Raw genomic sequence first — 16365 nt, 5'->3', positions numbered from 1 at the left:
AAAGGAGACGCACATGATGTTCCCGGCCTTGAAAGGCTTACCCTTGCATCGTGTGATGATGCGTACCGTGACCGAGTTTCTCGACGACGAGATGTCGACCTACGCCTCGGCATTGGCCTACCAGATGCTGTTTTCGCTGTTCCCCTTCATTCTGTTCCTGATCGCACTGATCGGTTTCCTGCATTTGCCGGACTTCTTCTCCTGGCTGCGCCTGCAATCGGAACTGGTGTTGCCGCCCCAGGCCCTGGAGCAGGTCAACCCGGTGATCGACCAGCTTCAGCAATCCAAGGGGGGGTTGTTGTCAGTGGGTATCGTCATTGCGTTGTGGACTGCCTCGGCCGGTGTCCGATTGATGATGAGCGCGATGAACGCCGCCTACGATGTGGTAGAGGGCCGTCCGATCTGGAAGCGCTTTCCGCTGTCGATTTTCTACACCATCGGCATCGCCGGCATGTTGTTGGCCGCCGCGGCGCTGATGGTGCTCGGGCCGCAGGTGATGGGCTGGATCGCGGCCCAGGTCGGGCTGGAGGAGTTCATCGTCACACTCTGGACCATCGTGCGCTGGCCGGTGATCGTGTTTTTGCTGATGGTGGCCGTGGCGTTGATCTATTACGTGATGCCCGACGTCAAACAGGAGTTTCGCTTTATTACGCCGGGGTCGGTGCTGGCGGTGGTGGTGTGGATCATCGCGTCCCTGGGCTTTGCGTTTTACGTCAAGACCTTCGCCAACTACAACGCCATGTATGGCAGTATCGGCGCGATTATTGTGCTGTTGCTGTACTTCTACATTTCTTCGGCGGTGCTGTTGCTCGGTGCCGAGATGAACGCGGTGATCGAGCACATGTCCGCCGAGGGCAAGGACCGTGGTGAAAAGAGCCCGGGCGAGCACGAAAAACAGCATGTGTCGGGCCTGGGCCGTGACCATTCCATTCCTCACCCCCACACTGACGAAACCTGACCATGATTCGTGAAATCCTGAAAATGGGCGACGAACGCCTACTGCGTATTGCCCCGCCGGTGCCGCCGGAAATGTTCGACAGCCCAGAGTTGTGGCAGTTGATCGACGACATGTTCCAGACCATGGAAAGTGTGGGCGGCGTCGGCCTGGCCGCGCCGCAGATCGGTGTCGACCTGCAACTGGTGATCTTTGGCTTCGAGCACAGCGAGCGTTACCCGGACGCCGAGGCGGTGCCCCAGACGATCCTGATCAACCCGCTGATTACGCCGTTGGGCCCACTGATGGAGGAGGGGTTCGAGGGCTGCTTGTCGGTGCCGGGCCTGCGCGGTGCGGTCGATCGCTATCAGCACATTCGCTACGAAGGCTTTGACCCCAAAGGCGAAGCCATTGTGCGCACGGCCTCGGGCTTTCATGCGCGGGTGGTGCAGCATGAGTGCGACCACCTGATCGGGCGGCTGTACCCCTCGCGCATCACTGACTTCAGTAAGTTCGGCTTTACCGAGGTCATGTTTCCGGACCTGGACCCTGCGGTGGACGACTAGCCTACGCAAACCCTCTGTGGGAGCGAGCCTGCTCGCGATAGCGGTGAGTCAGCTATGAAGCTGTTGACTGACACGCCGCTATTGCGAGCAGGCTCGCTCCCACATTGGATTGTGATGCGCTTCAGGAGAGTGTTTTAGGTTCCATCCCCATCGCAATCATCGGCTTGCTGCGTGCATAACGACTCAGGCGCTCGGCCATCGCATAAGGCAGCACGGGGTCGAAGCTGAACCCCTGCCGCTCATAAAAGCCGCGCAAATCAGGATGGCAGAACAACCAGACCGGTCCTTCCACGCCTTTCACCGCTTCGTCGATCAAGCGCGCTGCGATCCCCTGCATGCGATACGCCGGGTCGACAAACAACCCCGTCAGCCAATGCCCACCCGACACCGCTCGCAAGCACAGGGCCGCGATGATTTCATCCTGCCGCGCCACCCACAACTGCGCTTCACGCACCGCTTTCATTGAAGATTGGTGGGCGCGATAAAACTTGTTCATCAGCGGCCACAAGGGTTCATCGAGCCGCGTGTAGTGGATCTGGGACATGGCAAAGTCAGGGGCGGTGAAGGGGAGGGTGATTATAAAAGAACATGTCGGCGGCGATAGGTGTATACCTGACTTCACATCCCGTATGAGTGGAGTACGTATCATGGCCAAAGGCATGGATTCAAAAAAAGCGGCAAAGAAAAAACCGGCGAAGACCGCCGATGAAAAGCGCGCCGACAAAAAGGCCAAGAAGGTGAATCTGTTCGGTCATTGAATCGACGCCAGCGGGCGATGGGCCAGGGATGCATCCCGGCCATCGGCCCGCTGACCCCAGCAGCCTATCAAAGCGAGGCGAGGAACATGTCCGTAGCCGGGTCTTTGCCGGAGTTGCGACTTTCCTGGTCCTTCTCGACCTGCGCCATCGCCGTCTTGTCCTGCATGCGCTGGGCAATCTCCTGACTGACCGCCAATTGCTTCTCGGGCGGCATCGCCTCGAACTCTTCCTGGGTGATGCCCATCTCTTCAAGAATGCTGTCGCGCAGACGCTCTTCAGGCGTCTTGCTCATGTAGTCCTTGAATGCGTCCAGAGCAGAGCTGCCCTGTGCCTTGGCCTCATCGGAGGCTGATGAAGCAACGGTCTGCAACTGAACCCGGGTCTTGGCAAACGCTTCATCAACCTTGTCGCTGATGGCGGTGGCGGCATTGACCTGCTGTGTGGCTTGTCGGGCGATCGAAGCCTGCACCTGCGTGCTGCCCTGGCTGGCCTGAGCCTGGACGTTATCGCGCAATGCCTGCAGCGCGGCGCTTTGCAGGCCGCTGGCGGCTTCTGCGGTGGGATCCTCGCCCGGACGCTTGGGCAGCAAAATCATCGCTTGCTGTTGTGCACTGACCAACATGATGGATACCTGCGGTTATGGCTGAGCCATGTGCAGGAGCAAATCCCATGCCGCCGTCGCGAGCCCTGGATCCAAAGGCCTGTGTAGCATCTGCCGGCGATCATGGCGGCCAATCCTTGCCGTCGGACGGCATGGATCGACCGCACGTGACCGTCGGACTCAGGTGCTTTCGCGAACCTTGAGTTCAAATCCCATGTCCACCACCGGCTGAGCGATGCGGTTGCCGGCCATCAACGTGAGCATCTGTTCGGCGGCGCGTTGGCCGATGGCTTCCCGTGGCGTGCTGATGCTGCTCAGGCGCGGCACCATGTGGGCCGAGGCGGGCAAATCGTTGAAGCCCAGGACCGCAACCTGTTCGGGAATCTTGATGCCACAGCGCAGGGCTTCGAACAGCGCGCCGTGGGCCAGGTCGTCGTTGCCGAAGAAGATTGCATCGACGTCCGGATGGCTGGCGAGTAACTGCAGGAACAGTTCGCCGCCCAGACCCACCGAGGATGGCCGTGGGGTCAACAGTTCCAGATCCGGGTCGTACAGGCCGGCTTTCTGCAGAGCACGGCGAAAACCTTCGCCACGCAGCAACGTGCGCTGGTCCAGTTGCGCGCCGACATAGGCCAGGCGCTTGCGACCCCGGGAGATCAAGTGCTCGGCCGCCGTCTCGCCGGCCTTGAGTTGCGAAAAGCCGACGCAGTTAAGGCCCGCACCGGGGTCCAGTTCCATCATGTACACGCAGGGAATGTTGCTGGCCTCGATCATGCGCCGGGCGCTCTCGGTACGGTCGAAGCCGGTCAGCAACAGACCGCGTGGCTGATAGGCCATGTAGTTGCGCAGCAGGTCTTCTTCTTCGTCCCGGGAATAGTGATAGTTGCCGATGACCACTTCGAAGCCCTTGGGCCTGAGCACACGATGAATGGCTTCCAGGGTGTCGATGAACAACAGGTTGGACAACGACGGCACCAGCACCACCACCGAATGGCTCTGGGCCGAAGCCAGGGCGCGGGCGGCGGGGTTGACCACGTAGTTCAGGTCGCGGGCGGCCTGGCGGACTTTTTCCACCAGGCTTTCGGCAACGGTGCTGACGCCGCGCAGGGCACGGGAGGCGGTGATAGGACTGACACCGGCCAGGCGTGCGACTTCGTTGAGCGTGGGGCGACCGGTGGTGCGGGTATTCTTATCGTGTTTAGTGACGGTCATCAGGGCGGCTTGCCAAACAAAAATCAAGGCACTAAGGTAGCGCTGTCTCGACGCGGCTGCAAATGCGTGAGCGGGGTTTGCCTGAGCCCTGACCGTTAGCGTTGTGAACGAACATGCTGCAACCACAAAAATGACAAGAAGGCGTCGGCAACTTCTGCTTTTGCTCTGGTGTCACAACTTGCAAAGGTAGCGCTGTCTGCGCGCTGAGGTGTTACATGAATAATCCCATCACCGCCCTGGTCATCATGGGCGTTGCCGGTTGCGGCAAGACTTGCGTCAGCCAGGCCCTGTGCCAGTTGAGCGGCGCCACCGCCATTGAAGGCGACACTTTCCACCCTGCGGCCAACATCCAGAAGATGAGCGCCGGTATCCCCTTGAACGACGACGACCGTGCCGGCTGGCTTGACAGCCTGTGTGATGAGTTGCGCCGTGTCGATGCGATGGGCGAGCGTCCGGTGCTGACCTGTTCGGCCCTCAAGCACAGTTATCGCGAGCGTCTGCGCAGTGCCTTGCCGGGCCTGGGCTTCGTATTTCTTGAGTTGACCCCTGAAGTGGCCGCCGACCGCGTGTCCCATCGTCCGGGGCATTTCATGCCGTCGACCCTGATCGACAGCCAGTTTGCCACCCTTCAATCCCCTGTTGGCGAGCCCCTGACCCTGGCTCTGGATGCATCCAGCCACAGCGTCGATGAACTGGCTCATCAGGCTTATGTCTGGTGGGTGGATCACGGTTTGAAGCTGGCCAGTTGAGTTGCAAAAATTTTGCGTCAGAAAGATAGCGCTGTCCCGACGGCTTACAAATAACCGCTTCAATAACAACAACAAATCAGGAGACACCTCCCATGTTCGGCATGTCCCACGAGACGTTTCTGCTGCTTGATGCAGTGGTTACGGTGATCGGACTTATCGTCCTCATCACCAAGTTCAAACTCCACCCGTTCATTGCACTGACCATCGCGGCCGCTTTTCTGGGCCTGACCTCGGGCATGCCGATCGGCACCATCATCAAGGCGTTCCAGGACGGCTTCGGTGGCGTGCTGGGCTTTGTCGGCATCATTCTGGCGTTGGGTACGATGCTCGGTAAAATGATGGCCGAATCGGGCGGGGCCGATCAGATCGCCCAAACCCTGATCCGCGCCTTCGGCAAGGATAAAGTGCAGTGGGCCATGATGTTCGCCGCCTTCCTGGTGGGCATTCCGCTGTTCTTCGAAATCGGTTTCGTGCTGCTGATCCCGCTGGTGTTCATCGTGGCGCGTCGCACCGGTGTCTCGATCATCAAGATCGGTATCCCGCTGCTGGCCGGTCTTTCCGCGGTCCACGGCCTGGTGCCACCGCACCCGGGCCCGCTACTGGCGATTGGCGTATTCGGTGCCGACATCGGTAAAACCATTCTCTATGGCCTGATCGTGGCGCTGCCGACGGCCATTATTGCCGGGCCGATTTTCGGTACATTCATTGCCAAGCATATCCCCGGCCATCCGAATCAGGAGCTGGTGGACCAACTGGCACGTGAGACCGATTCTGCCGATCTGCCGAGCTTCAACATCACGCTGATCACCGTGCTCTCGCCGGTGTTCCTGATGCTGCTCAAGACCTTTGCCGATGTGGTGTTGCCTGAGGGCAATTTCTTCCGCACGTTCATGGACCTGATCGGGCATCCGATTTCTGCACTTCTGTTGGCATTACTGCTGTCGCTGTACACCTTCGGCTACAAGCAGGGCATCGGTTCGAGCCAGATACTCAAGTGGCTGGACGCGAGTCTGGCACCGACTGCGGCGATCATTCTGATCATCGGTGCAGGCGGTGGCTTCAAGCAGATGCTGGTCACCAGCGGTGTGGGTGATGTGATCGGTCACATGGCGGTGAGTGCGCAGATTTCACCGATCCTGTTGGCCTGGCTGGTGGCGGCGGTGATTCGCATCGCCACAGGCTCGGCGACCGTGGCAACCATTACGGGTGCCGGGATCGTGGTACCGGTGGTCGGGATGATTCCGGGTGTGAACCGTGAGCTGCTGGTCCTGGCGACCGGTGCCGGTTCGCTGATCCTGTCTCACGTCAACGATGCCGGCTTCTGGCTGGTCAAGCAGTACTTCAACATGACCGTGGCCGAAACCTTCAAGACCTGGACCGCGATGGAAACCATCCTGTCCGTGGTAGCGCTGATCTTCATCCTGTTGCTGTCGCTGGTGATCTAAGCGACGACGCATCACCCATTGTGGGAGCGAGCCTGCTCGCGATAGCGCACTGACCGTCAGCAACGAAGTCGACTGTCATGCCGCTATCGCGAGCAGGCTCGCTCCCACATTGGCTTCTGGTGATCTGAAGATCCAGAGTGGGAGCAAACTCCCACATTGATTTTGGTATCAGGCGTTCGGTTTGCTTACCAACCCATCCGCCCGGAACATCCCGCGAATGCCGCGAACGGCCTGGCGAATCCGGTCCTGGTTTTCGATCAGTGCAAAGCGCACGTGATCATCGCCATATTCACCGAACCCCACCCCCGGCGAGACGCAGACCTTGGCTTCGGCCAACAGCTTCTTGGCAAACTCTAGCGAACCCAGGTGTGCATAAGCCTCGGGGATCTTGGCCCAGACGTACATCGACGCCTTGGGGTTTTCCACCATCCAGCCCAGTTCATGCAGACCCTTGACCAGCACATTGCGGCGCTGGCGGTACTGTTCGGCGATATCACGCACGCACTGCTGGTCGCCTTCAAGCGCGGCGATGGCCGCCACTTGCAGCGGTGTGAAGGTGCCGTAGTCGTGGTAGCTCTTGATCCGCGCCAGGGCGTTGACCAGTTCCGGGTTGCCCACCATGAAGCCGATACGCCAGCCAGCCATGTTGTAGCTTTTGGACAGGGTGAAGAATTCCACGGCGATGTCTTTTGCACCCGGCACCTGCATGATCGACGGGGCTTTCCAGCCGTCGTAGACGATATCGGCGTAGGCCAGGTCGTGGATCACCAGCACGTCGTACTGTTTGGCCAAGGCGATGACCCGTTCGAAGAAATCCAGCTCCACGCATTGCGCGGTAGGGTTGGACGGAAAGCCCAGGATCATCATTTTCGGCTTGGGAATCGAGCCGCGAATGGCGCGCTCCAGCTCGTCGAAGAAATCCACCCCCGGCACCAGTGGCACCGAACGCACCTGGGCGCCGGCGATCACTGCGCCGTAGATGTGGATCGGATAGCTGGGATTGGGCACCAGCACGGTGTCGCCCTGGTCCAGGGTCGCCAGCATCAGATGCGCCAGGCCTTCTTTGGATCCGATGGTGACGATGGCTTCGGTTTCCGGGTCGATGTCCACCTCGTAACGGTCCTTGTACCAGCGCGAAATGGCGCGGCGTAGGCGCGGTATGCCTTTGGAGGTGGAGTAACCGTGGGTGTCTTCACGCTGGGCGACGGTGACCAGCTTTTCCACGATGTGTGGAGGTGTGGCGCCGTCGGGGTTACCCATGCTCAAGTCAATGATGTCTTCGCCGCGCCGACGCGCAGCCATCTTCAGCTCGGCAGTGATATTGAATACATACGGGGGGAGTCGATCGATGCGCGCAAAGCGGCGCGGCGAACCTTGGTTGGCCATTATTGCCTCGAGATACGTGAGCGCCCGGAACCGTCCGAGCGACGTTGGCCACTGCGGTGGCCTGCGGCGCAAGATAAAGGGGCTGATGGCCAATTGTCCAGTAGCGGCGCGCAACTATTTTCGACGACACTGTCGATCCGCTCAGGGGACTTTCAGTAACACCTGCGCACTGCACGACTCGCCCTGTTCAAAAAACGAATGGACTGAATGATGGAATTTTCCAGCGGTTTCCTGCTGAGCCTTTCTTTGTGCCTGGACATTGGCGTGGCCAATATCGCGATGATTACCCTGGCCATGCAACGTGGCTATTTCCAAGGTTTCGCCCTGGGCCTGGGCACATGTGTGGGGGACCTGGTCTACGCGGTCCTGGCCTTGGCCGGCATGACGGTGCTGCTGCAATACGAAACGGTGCGCTGGGTGCTGTGGATCGGCGGCTCGGTGGTGCTGCTGTATTTCGCAGCGAAGATGATTCATTCGGCGATCTATCACCATGCGGCGTTGGCCGAGGCTGGCGAGGTGCGGAGTCATTCATCCGGGCAGGAGTTTTTTCGCGGGATTTTCCTGGCGATGTCGTCGCCCAGTGCCATTCTCTGGTTCGCGGCGGTGGGCGGCACATTGATCGCTCGCTCGGGCGGCGGAAGGATCCTCAGCTCGGCGCTGTTCCTGAGTGGATTTCTCTGTGCCGGACTTCTCTGGTGTGCAGGCCTGTGCCTGGCAGCAACCCAGGGCGGCAGGCTGCTGGGGGATAAACTGTTGCGCTATTGCTATTGGGCATCGGCCGCCATCTTCTGCTATTTCGCGGTGTACGTGATTGTTTCTGGCTACAACGAGTTTATCGGGAAAGTGGCGCCGGCCGTTGTGCCTGGACTCGGATAAGCGAAACGGGCCTGGCAATCTTCATCAGGCTTCTATACTGCAACACCCGACCTCACGTTTCTGGAGTGTTGACGCATGGAAAAGCACGAACCCGATAACGCAGCCGAACCACGCTTCGAACACGGACGTTTTCAGATAATCGCCGGTTTTGGTGGCTGTTTTACCCCGGACACCGCCGAGGATATCCCGCTGCTCTGGGAAAAGTTTTTGCCCTGGCTCGGTAAAGTGCCAGGGCAGAAAGATGAGGTCACCTATGGCGTGTGTTGCAACCCGGACGGGAAGGGTGGGTTTGAATACATTGCCGGCGTGGAAGTCAGCCGGCTCGATGACTTGCCTGAACAGTTGCGCTGGATCGAAATACAGCCTGCGCACTACGCAGTGTTCGAACACAAAGGTCCGTTGAAAGCCCTGCCGCAGACGTTCCACTACATCTGGAAAGAGTGGCTGCCGCGATCCGGCCACACAGCTGCCGAGGCCCCGGAGTTCGAACGCTACAGCGAAGACTTCAACCCCAGGACCGGCGAAGGCTCTCTGGAAATCTGGATTCCTCTCAAACCGAGCTGATTGCCATCCTCTCGGCAATGCAAACCGGTGGGAGCGAGCCTGCTCGCGATAGCGGTGCCACATCCAACATTCATGCAAGCTGGCCCACCACAATCGCGAGCAGGCTCGCGCTCACAGACAGGTTATCTCCTGGTCAAACACCAGCCCCATCCGCCGCTCATAACCGATGCGGCCCTTGTACGCTTCGCCACTGTCGACCCAGCCCAGCCGGGTATACAGGCCGATGGCCGAGACATTATCGGCGTCGACCGAAAGCTCCAGTCCTCTGATTTGCGGCCATGCCGCCCGAGCCACGGCAGGAAGCGCTAGTAGGCAGGCCTTGCCGTAACCCTTGCCCTGGGCCCGATAATCGACTTGCAGGGCGTGCAGGGTGGCGCTGTGTTCGTTGGCCCAGGCGGGCAGTACTGGCGGGCGCTTGAGTAACAGGAACGCCACTGGCACTTCGCCTGCCAGCAACGCAAACCCTTTGACGCCAGGGCCGGGCCTGGACAACAGCGTGTGCAGTGCGCCGTGGATATCGCCGGCGAACTTGATCTGTTCGGGGTGGATTTCGATGGCTTCGACCTGCGTGCGCTGCAGCTCGGTGAGGTCTTCGTAGGGTACGAGCTGAGCGGTCACAAAAGCATCCGTTGTTTGCCGACAGAATGGGCCTGGGATTCTAGCGAATTTTTTTCTTTGAATTATTTTTGTTTGGGTTGTCGATTCGCAGTTTCTCTAAACGACAAAGGGTGTCTTCAACAAAAACCTGCGGAGAATCACCATGAATACCCAAGCCACCGAAACCGAAATCAAGGCCTTGATCGAGACTTATCGCCAGGCTGTCATGGAAAAAAATGTTGAAAAAGTCATGGCGCTCTATGACGACAATATCGTTTCGTTCGATGCCATCCAGGCCCTGCAATTCAAGGGCAAAGTCGCTTACCGGGCCCATTGGCAGGCGTGCATGGAGATGTGCCCTGGACCGCACAAGTTCGACTTCCATCAGATCGAGATTACCGCAGCTGACACGATCGCCTTCGCTCACTGGCTGGCCTATTGCGGCGGCACCAACGACAAAGGTGAAGAGCAGGCTTGCTGGATGCGCACGACCGCCTGCTATCAACGGGTGGCCGGGCAATGGAAGATTGTCCACGAACACTGGTCCGCGCCGTTTGATCCGATGGCCGGTACGGTGATGTTCGACCTGCAGCCCTGATCGTCGGTTTTTTCGCTGAGCGCTTTTCTGCGGTTCATAGTTGATCAGTTCGATCACGGAGCTTTCCATGAAGTACTTATGCCTGGTCTATAGCAACGAGCATGCGCTGCACAACTCACCCGACAGCCCGCAGGACGCTGAATGCATGGCCTACGCCGAGTCGGTCCAGGGGAGCGGTCGTATGATTGCCGCCGAGGCCCTGGAGTCGGTGCAGACCGCTACCACGGTGCGCATGCGCGGCGGCAAGTTGTCGATCACGGACGGTCCGTTTGCCGAAACCAAGGAGCAACTGGCGGGCTTCTACCTGATCGACGCCAAAGACCTGAACGAAGCCCTCCAGGTCGCCGGCAACATTCCGGCGGCCCGGGTCGGCTGCGTCGAGGTCCGACCGGTACGCCAACTGAGTCCCTGAACAACAATCACAAACAGGATTTTATTCATGAACCTCAAACCTGCCGCGTTCGAGTTATCCATCAGCCGAGTGATCGACGCCTCGCGCCAGAAGATTTTCCGCGCCTGGACCGAGCCGGCGCTGCTTGTCCAATGGTGGGGACCCCACGGCATGACTACGCCGGAGTGCGAAATGGAGCTGTGGGTCGGTGGTCAGTTTCGCACCCTGATGCGTGCCCCGGACGGCAGTGAATATCCGACCATGGGCGTGTTCCTGGAAATCGTTGCCCCGCAGCGGCTGGTCTTCACCGATGCGTTTGTGCCCGGCTGGATCCCCTCCGGCAAAGCCTTCATGACCGGCGAAGTGTTGCTTGAGGAAGTGGGCGATAAAACCCGTTACACCGCCCGCGCCCTGCACTGGAACGAAGAAGACCGCCAGGCCCACGAAGCCATGGGCTTTCATGACGACTGGGGCCAGAGCCTTGACCGGCTCGAAGCGCTGGTGACCCAGGGCATGCCCGACTGATGTCGGCCGAAGAAGTCAGTGCACGGGTCGAGCAGGTTTATCGGCAAGACTCGCGGCGCATCCTGGCGACGCTGATTCGCCTGCTGGGGGATTTCGACCTTGCTGAAGAGGCCTTGCACGAGGCCTTCTTCATCGCGGTCGAGCGCTGGCAGCGCGACGGTGTGCCGGACAATCCTCGGGCCTGGCTGGTGTCGGCCGGGCGCTTCAAGGCCATCGACAGTTTGCGCAGGCGCGCTCGCTTCGCGGCGAGCCGGCCGATGCTGATTGCCCAGCTCGAAGAACTGGAGCAGAGCGACTGGAGTGATGAGGACGTGGAAGACGATCGCCTGCGGCTGATCTTCACCTGTTGCCACCCGGCCCTGGCCGCTGATGCCCAGGTGCCGCTGACGTTGCGGGAAGTGTGCGACCTGACCACCGAAGAGATCGCCCGGGCTTTTCTCGCCGCCCCGGCGGCCATCGCCCAGCGCATCGTGCGGGCCAAGGCAAAAATTCGCGATGCGAAGATCCCCTATCAGGTGCCGTCCCGCTCGGAACTGCCCGAGCGGCTGGACAGTGTGTTGCGAGTGATCTACCTGGTATTCAACGAAGGCTATTCGGCCTCGATGGGGGCTGAGGTGACGCGTGAAGATTTGACCCGCGAAGCCATCCGCCTGGCCCGCCTGTTGATGGAGCTGTTGCCTGAAGCCGAAGTCATGGGTTTGCTGGCATTGATGCTGCTGCACGAGTCGCGGCGGCGAGCACGAACCTCTCCCGGCGGTGAACTGATCCTGCTGGATGAGCAGGACCGGTCCTTGTGGGACGCCGACATGATCGCCGAAGGCTGCGCCCTGGTGGAAGCCGCGCTCAATACCCGAAGGTTCGGGCCTTATTGCCTGCAAGCTGCGATTGCGGCAGTGCATGCCGAAGCCCCCACGGCGCAGGAGACCGACTGGCCGCAGATCGTCGGCCTCTATGATGTGTTGCTGCGTGCGGTGCCTTCGCCGGTGATCGAACTCAACCGCGCCGCGGCCCTGGCCAAACGCGATGGACCGCAAGCGGGCTTGCAGCGGATCGACGCGATTCTGGACCGGGGCGAGTTGCTCGATTATCACCTGGCCCACTCGGCGCGGGCAGAACTCTGTCGGCAGTTGGGACGCGTGGAGGAGGCGAGAGCGGCATATCGACGCGCGCTTGAATTGACTCAGCAATTGCCGGAAAGGCGGTTTATCGAGGGGCGGCTTGCGGGGTTGCAGTGATGACCACAAGCGATGAAATTTCCTGTGGGAGCGGGCGTTGTGGTGTGCATCGTATTTATGAACAGCTGAAACCACTGTGGGAGCGAGCCTGCTCGCGATAGCGTTATGTCAGTCACATTGCTGTTGGCTGATACATCGCTATCGCGAGCAGGCTCGCTCCCACAGGGTTTTACGGCTTGGCTGACGGGCATAACCCGTCAGTCAACCAGCCTTGATCAGAACTCGTGATCAGCGCTGTCCGGGTTCAGGTCGCTGATGCCCAGTTTGCCCGCGGCCTGTTCGATCGCGCCGGTCTGCTTGACCAGTGCGGCAATGGCGTCGCGCACGACCTGGTTGCCAGCGGTGTTGCCCGCAGCGATCAGTTGGTCGTAGTGCTCACCCTTGTTGGCGTGATCGACCATGACCTGGATCTTGGCTTCGGTGTCGGCCAGGTCGGCCTTGAGGGCGCTGTCAGCGGCCGGGTCAGCCTTGGCCACCAGGGACGACAGGCTGGCGCCGGTCATCTTGGTGCCGTCGACGCGGGTGTATTCGCCCAGGTAAACGTTGCGTACGCCTTTGGCATCGTAGAAGTGCGAGTTGTGGGTGTTGTCGCTGAAGCAGTCCTGCTCGTCTTCTGGCGAGTTGGCTTCCAGGGACACCTTCATGCGTTCGCCCGCCAGTTCGCCCAGTGACAGGCTGCCCATGCCGAACAGCATCTTGCGCAGGCCGGTTTCGGCAGGCTCGGCTTCCAGGGTGGCGCGGTAGTTGTCAGCCACGTTTGGCTTCCAGTTGCCGACCATTTCTTCCAGATCGCTGACCAGCAGTTGGGTCACGGCCTTGAGGTAGGCGCGACGACGGTCGTTGTGACCGCCAGTAGCCCCGGCACCTTCCAGGTAATCGGAAGCCGGACGCTTGCCGGCACCAGGGCCGGTGCCGTTGAGGTCCTGGCCCCACAGCAAAAATTCGATGGCGTGGTAGCCGGTGGCGACGTTGGCCTCGGAACCGCCCAGCTCGTTCAGGCTGGCGAGTTTCTCCGGGGTGATGTCTTTCACGTCGACCTTGTCTTCGCCTACCTGGACTTCGGTATTGGCGATGATATTGGCGGTGGCGCCCGGGTTACCCAATGCGTGCGCGTAGGAGGTGTCGACGTAGTCGATCAGGCCTTCATCCAGCGGCCAGGCGTTCAATTGGCCTTCCCAGTCGTCGATGATGGTGTTGCCGAAGCGGAACACTTCGCTTTGCAGGTAAGGGACGCGCGCAGCGACCCAGGCGGCCTTGGCGGCGTTGAGGGTCTCGTCGTTCGGTTTGGCCAGGAACGCATCGATCGCGGTTTGCAGGGTTTTCGCGGTGGATTCGGCATCGCTGTAGACCGCATGGACGATGTCGGCGTAGTGCGCGACAACGGCCTTGGCAGCGGCCTCGTCGATTTTGCCGGCTGCGGCTGGGGCGGCGGTGCTGGCTGCAGGCGTGGGCGCTTGCGGCGCGGCGGCCTTGTCTTTGCCTTCGCCGCAACCGGCGAGGGAAATAGCGATGGCCAGCAAACTGGCGGTAGCCAGAGGCATACGAATCATGGCGAACATCCTGCTTCGGTGATGGATGGGACAGGCGCGAGGTGCGCAAAGCTGCGACATAATGCGAAAGATTTGCATTATGTGTAAAGGGTTGTAGCTGTAAATATTTCTTATTTGTGATGCGGCGCGGGCAGCCTTCCGTAGGCGCCGCCGAGCTAAGCGAGGCGGCGATCTCTGCCCAGACGCTTGAGTCTCAAGCGAACAAACCAAAGAGTGCAGGCTTCGCCAACTCCGGCAGAGGCATGACTATCCGAGGAGAAAGAATCAGATGATGGAGACTTTGCTGCGCTGCGCCTGCTTGAGATAGATGCCCAACTCCCGTGCCGGTAGCGGTTTGCTGTAGTAATACCCCTGACCTTCATGGCAGCCCTCGGAGATGATGTAGGCTTCCTGCTCGACCGTCTCAACCCCCTCGGCGATTACCTGCATCCCCAGGCTCTTGCCCAACTGGATGATGGCCCGGACGATGGTCGCGTCATCCTCGTCATCGAGCAGGTCCTGGACGAAGCTCTTGTCGATCTTGATCTTGTCCAGCGGCAGGCTCTTGAGATAACTCAGGGACGAATAACCGGTCCCGAAGTCATCAATGGCAATCAGCGCGCCGGAGCGGCGCAGGCTGAGCAAGTGCTGGGCGGCTGTCGTGATGTCTTCCATCAGGCCGGTTTCCGTGACCTCCAGCTCCAGGCTGCGCGGCGGCAGGCGGTACATCTGCAGCAAGTTGTTCACCACCCGCGGCAGTTCGGCATGGTGCAATTGTACGGTGGACAGGTTGACCGCCATGCGCAGGTCAACGAAGCCCTGGTCATGCCATTCGCGCAACTGTTTGCAAGCCTGATCCAGGACCCATTCACCGATGGCGATAATGGTGCCGTTCTGTTCGGCCAAGGGAATGAACAGGTCCGGCGGCACGAGGCCGTGTTCGGGGTGATGCCAGCGAATCAGCGCCTCGGTACCGACCACTCGCAGGTCGCGATAGCTGACCTGCGGCTGGTACACCAGGCTGAACTGCTCGAGGAGCAGAGCCTCGCGCAGGTCTTTTTCCAGCTCGCGACGGCGGCGCATTTCACTGTCGACGCTGGCGATGTAGAACTGGTAGCGATTGCGCGAGCGGGCCTTGGCCAGGGTCATGGTCTGCTCGGCTTTCTGCAACAACTTCTCGGTGCTGTCCCCGTCCTCGGGAAAGAGGGTGATGCCGATGGTCGCCCGCAGGCGGATTTGCCGATCGTCGAGGACGAACGGCGCTTCCAGGTCATCGAGGATGCTTTGGGCCAACTCGGCGGCTTCGTAAGGTTGTTCGATATCGGCCTGGACCAGGGCGAACTGGTCGCCCCCCAGTCGCGCCAGCGCGCCAAGGCGGCCGCTGTGGGCTCGCAGCCTATCTGCCAGGGCCAGCAGCAACTGGTCGCCGGTTTGATAGCTGAACTGTTCGTTGATGCCCTTGAAGTCATCCAGCCCCACACACAGTACGGCCACCCGACGTTGCAAGCGCCCGGCATCCACCAGGATCTTGTCCAGTTGCTGTTGAAGCTGCTGACGATTGGGCAGGCCGGTGAGGAAGTCATACTGGGCCATGCGCAGCAGGCTGTTTTCCGCCTCGTGGCGCAGGTGTGTATTGCGCTCGATGGAGGCGAGCAATTGGTTGGCGGTGTTGATCCAGAGCCCCAGCTCGTTTTGTTCGTGGCCGCGTAGCTGCGGGATCTTGTGTTCACTCGGCCGGTCGGGGTTGATTTCGGTCAGGTGTTCGATGATCCGCGACAGCGGTTTGGTCAGCAGCCAGTGATAGACCAGGTACAACACCAGGCCCATCGCCAGGGCTCGCAACATGCCCGATATGAAAATGATCACAGAGTTGACGATGAAACTCTGGCCGTAGGTGGCGGTGTCGAGAGTAATGCTCAGGTCACCGTAATATTCACTATAAGGCCCGCGACCCACCAGTTGCGTGGTGAATGTGCGTTCCTTGCCAAGGATCAGGTCGGTCAGCCAGCGACTTCCAGAGTGCTGCAAAGGCCGGGTTTTTTCGGCGAGCATGGTCTCGTGAGGGTGACCGATAGAAGCCATGCGCACAGCTTGGTCCTGAAACAGCCCCTCGATCACTTGCATGCCCATCTCCCGGTCAAGGCTATAGACGGCCTGGGTCGAAGGGTCGCGGAACATATCAAGAATTCGTTGGGCATCGCTGGCGACGGCATGGTCGGTTTTGTAGGCATCGAAAACGATCTGGGCGCAGCTCAATACCACGCCGACGATCAATGCCGAAAGGAGCACGACCCGGAGCAACTTCACAGACAAGCTGTTCTTGAGTTCCAGCTTCAAAGAGGGGGTTCCTTGTTCCGTGCGAGTAGCGTCAAGTTGCCATGAGTATTGGCAATCCTGTG

General features: G+C 60.0%; 17 protein-coding genes. 10 read left to right on the top strand and 7 right to left on the bottom strand.

Translation table 11 applies throughout. The features are described 5' to 3' along the window. Nucleotides 1-13 precede the first annotated feature (13 nt). On the top strand, nucleotides 14-958 hold the full coding sequence (locus tag HQ912_RS21950) for a YihY/virulence factor BrkB family protein (RefSeq protein WP_047228343.1): 945 nt from the start codon (nucleotides 14-16) through the stop codon (nucleotides 956-958). Between the two features lie 2 nt (nucleotides 959-960). Continuing rightward, a complete protein-coding gene (gene def / locus HQ912_RS21945) occupies nucleotides 961-1500 on the top strand; it encodes a peptide deformylase (RefSeq protein WP_139050970.1) in 540 nt (179 codons plus the stop codon). Nucleotides 1501-1621: 121 nt separating this feature from the next. On the opposite strand, the gene HQ912_RS21940 is transcribed toward def, so the two are convergent. From HQ912_RS21940 to HQ912_RS21930, 3 genes are all read right to left on the bottom strand, one after another. Then, nucleotides 1622-2044, bottom strand: a complete 423-nt coding sequence (locus HQ912_RS21940) for a GNAT family N-acetyltransferase (protein ID WP_160891758.1) — start codon at nucleotides 2042-2044, stop codon at nucleotides 1622-1624. A gap of 281 nt (nucleotides 2045-2325) precedes the next feature. Next, complete coding sequence (locus HQ912_RS21935) at nucleotides 2326-2880, bottom strand: hypothetical protein (protein ID WP_173407300.1); 555 nt, start codon at nucleotides 2878-2880, stop codon at nucleotides 2326-2328. Nucleotides 2881-3039: 159 nt separating this feature from the next. Beyond that, nucleotides 3040-4071 (bottom strand): LacI family DNA-binding transcriptional regulator, encoded by a 1032-nt coding sequence (locus tag HQ912_RS21930; protein WP_173407299.1) that lies wholly within the window; start codon nucleotides 4069-4071, stop codon nucleotides 3040-3042. A 215-nt stretch (nucleotides 4072-4286) separates the two neighbouring features. On the opposite strand from HQ912_RS21930, the gene HQ912_RS21925 reads away from it, so the two are divergent. Next, on the top strand, nucleotides 4287-4820 hold the full coding sequence (locus HQ912_RS21925; RefSeq protein ID WP_076386036.1) for a gluconokinase: 534 nt from the start codon (nucleotides 4287-4289) through the stop codon (nucleotides 4818-4820). A 92-nt stretch (nucleotides 4821-4912) separates the two neighbouring features. Beyond that, nucleotides 4913-6265: a GntP family permease gene (locus HQ912_RS21920; protein WP_047228337.1), complete on the top strand. Its 1353-nt coding sequence runs from the start codon at nucleotides 4913-4915 to the stop codon at nucleotides 6263-6265. A gap of 168 nt (nucleotides 6266-6433) precedes the next feature. On the opposite strand, the gene alaC is transcribed toward HQ912_RS21920, so the two are convergent. Next, nucleotides 6434-7651 (bottom strand): alanine transaminase, encoded by a 1218-nt coding sequence (gene alaC / locus HQ912_RS21915; protein ID WP_076386034.1) that lies wholly within the window; start codon nucleotides 7649-7651, stop codon nucleotides 6434-6436. 210 nt (nucleotides 7652-7861) lie between these two features. Here alaC and HQ912_RS21910 point away from each other — a divergent pair, with 210 nt between their 5' ends. After that, nucleotides 7862-8527, top strand: a complete 666-nt coding sequence (locus tag HQ912_RS21910) for a LysE family translocator (protein ID WP_173407561.1) — start codon at nucleotides 7862-7864, stop codon at nucleotides 8525-8527. Nucleotides 8528-8602: 75 nt separating this feature from the next. Continuing rightward, nucleotides 8603-9091 carry a GyrI-like domain-containing protein gene (locus HQ912_RS21905; protein WP_047228334.1) on the top strand — a complete coding sequence of 163 codons (489 nt, stop codon included), beginning with the start codon at nucleotides 8603-8605 and terminating at the stop codon, nucleotides 9089-9091. A 111-nt stretch (nucleotides 9092-9202) separates the two neighbouring features. Here HQ912_RS21905 and HQ912_RS21900 read toward each other — a convergent pair whose 3' ends face one another. Beyond that, nucleotides 9203-9709: a GNAT family N-acetyltransferase gene (locus tag HQ912_RS21900; protein ID WP_076386032.1), complete on the bottom strand. Its 507-nt coding sequence runs from the start codon at nucleotides 9707-9709 to the stop codon at nucleotides 9203-9205. Between the two features lie 142 nt (nucleotides 9710-9851). On the opposite strand from HQ912_RS21900, the gene HQ912_RS21895 reads away from it, so the two are divergent. From HQ912_RS21895 to HQ912_RS21880, 4 genes are all read left to right on the top strand, one after another. Then, complete coding sequence (locus HQ912_RS21895) at nucleotides 9852-10286, top strand: YybH family protein (RefSeq protein WP_047228332.1); 435 nt, start codon at nucleotides 9852-9854, stop codon at nucleotides 10284-10286. A gap of 67 nt (nucleotides 10287-10353) precedes the next feature. After that, nucleotides 10354-10698, top strand: coding sequence for a YciI family protein (locus tag HQ912_RS21890; protein ID WP_173407298.1), 345 nt, complete (start codon nucleotides 10354-10356; stop codon nucleotides 10696-10698). A gap of 27 nt (nucleotides 10699-10725) precedes the next feature. Next, the gene (locus HQ912_RS21885) at nucleotides 10726-11202 is read left to right on the top strand and encodes an SRPBCC family protein (RefSeq protein WP_173407297.1); all 477 of its coding nucleotides are present in this window, start codon (nucleotides 10726-10728) and stop codon (nucleotides 11200-11202) included. Then, the gene (locus HQ912_RS21880; protein WP_107321633.1) at nucleotides 11202-12437 is read left to right on the top strand and encodes an RNA polymerase sigma factor; all 1236 of its coding nucleotides are present in this window, start codon (nucleotides 11202-11204) and stop codon (nucleotides 12435-12437) included. The genes HQ912_RS21885 and HQ912_RS21880 overlap by 1 nt, the downstream gene beginning before the upstream one ends. 215 nt (nucleotides 12438-12652) lie before the next feature. Here the strand turns inward: HQ912_RS21880 and HQ912_RS21875 are convergent, their stop codons facing one another. Together HQ912_RS21875 and HQ912_RS21870 are read right to left on the bottom strand one after the other, a co-directional pair. Beyond that, complete coding sequence (locus tag HQ912_RS21875; protein ID WP_092454369.1) at nucleotides 12653-13987, bottom strand: imelysin family protein; 1335 nt, start codon at nucleotides 13985-13987, stop codon at nucleotides 12653-12655. 264 nt (nucleotides 13988-14251) lie between these two features. Continuing rightward, nucleotides 14252-16303, bottom strand: a complete 2052-nt coding sequence (locus HQ912_RS21870) for a putative bifunctional diguanylate cyclase/phosphodiesterase (protein ID WP_076386027.1) — start codon at nucleotides 16301-16303, stop codon at nucleotides 14252-14254. Nucleotides 16304-16365 lie beyond the last annotated feature (62 nt).

It is taken from the genome of Pseudomonas sp. MPDS (assembly GCF_013283895.1).
Lineage (GTDB): Bacteria > Pseudomonadota > Gammaproteobacteria > Pseudomonadales > Pseudomonadaceae > Aquipseudomonas > Aquipseudomonas rhizophila.
Note: the sequence above shows the minus strand (reverse complement) of the source record. Positions and strands in the feature narration are given on the sequence as shown.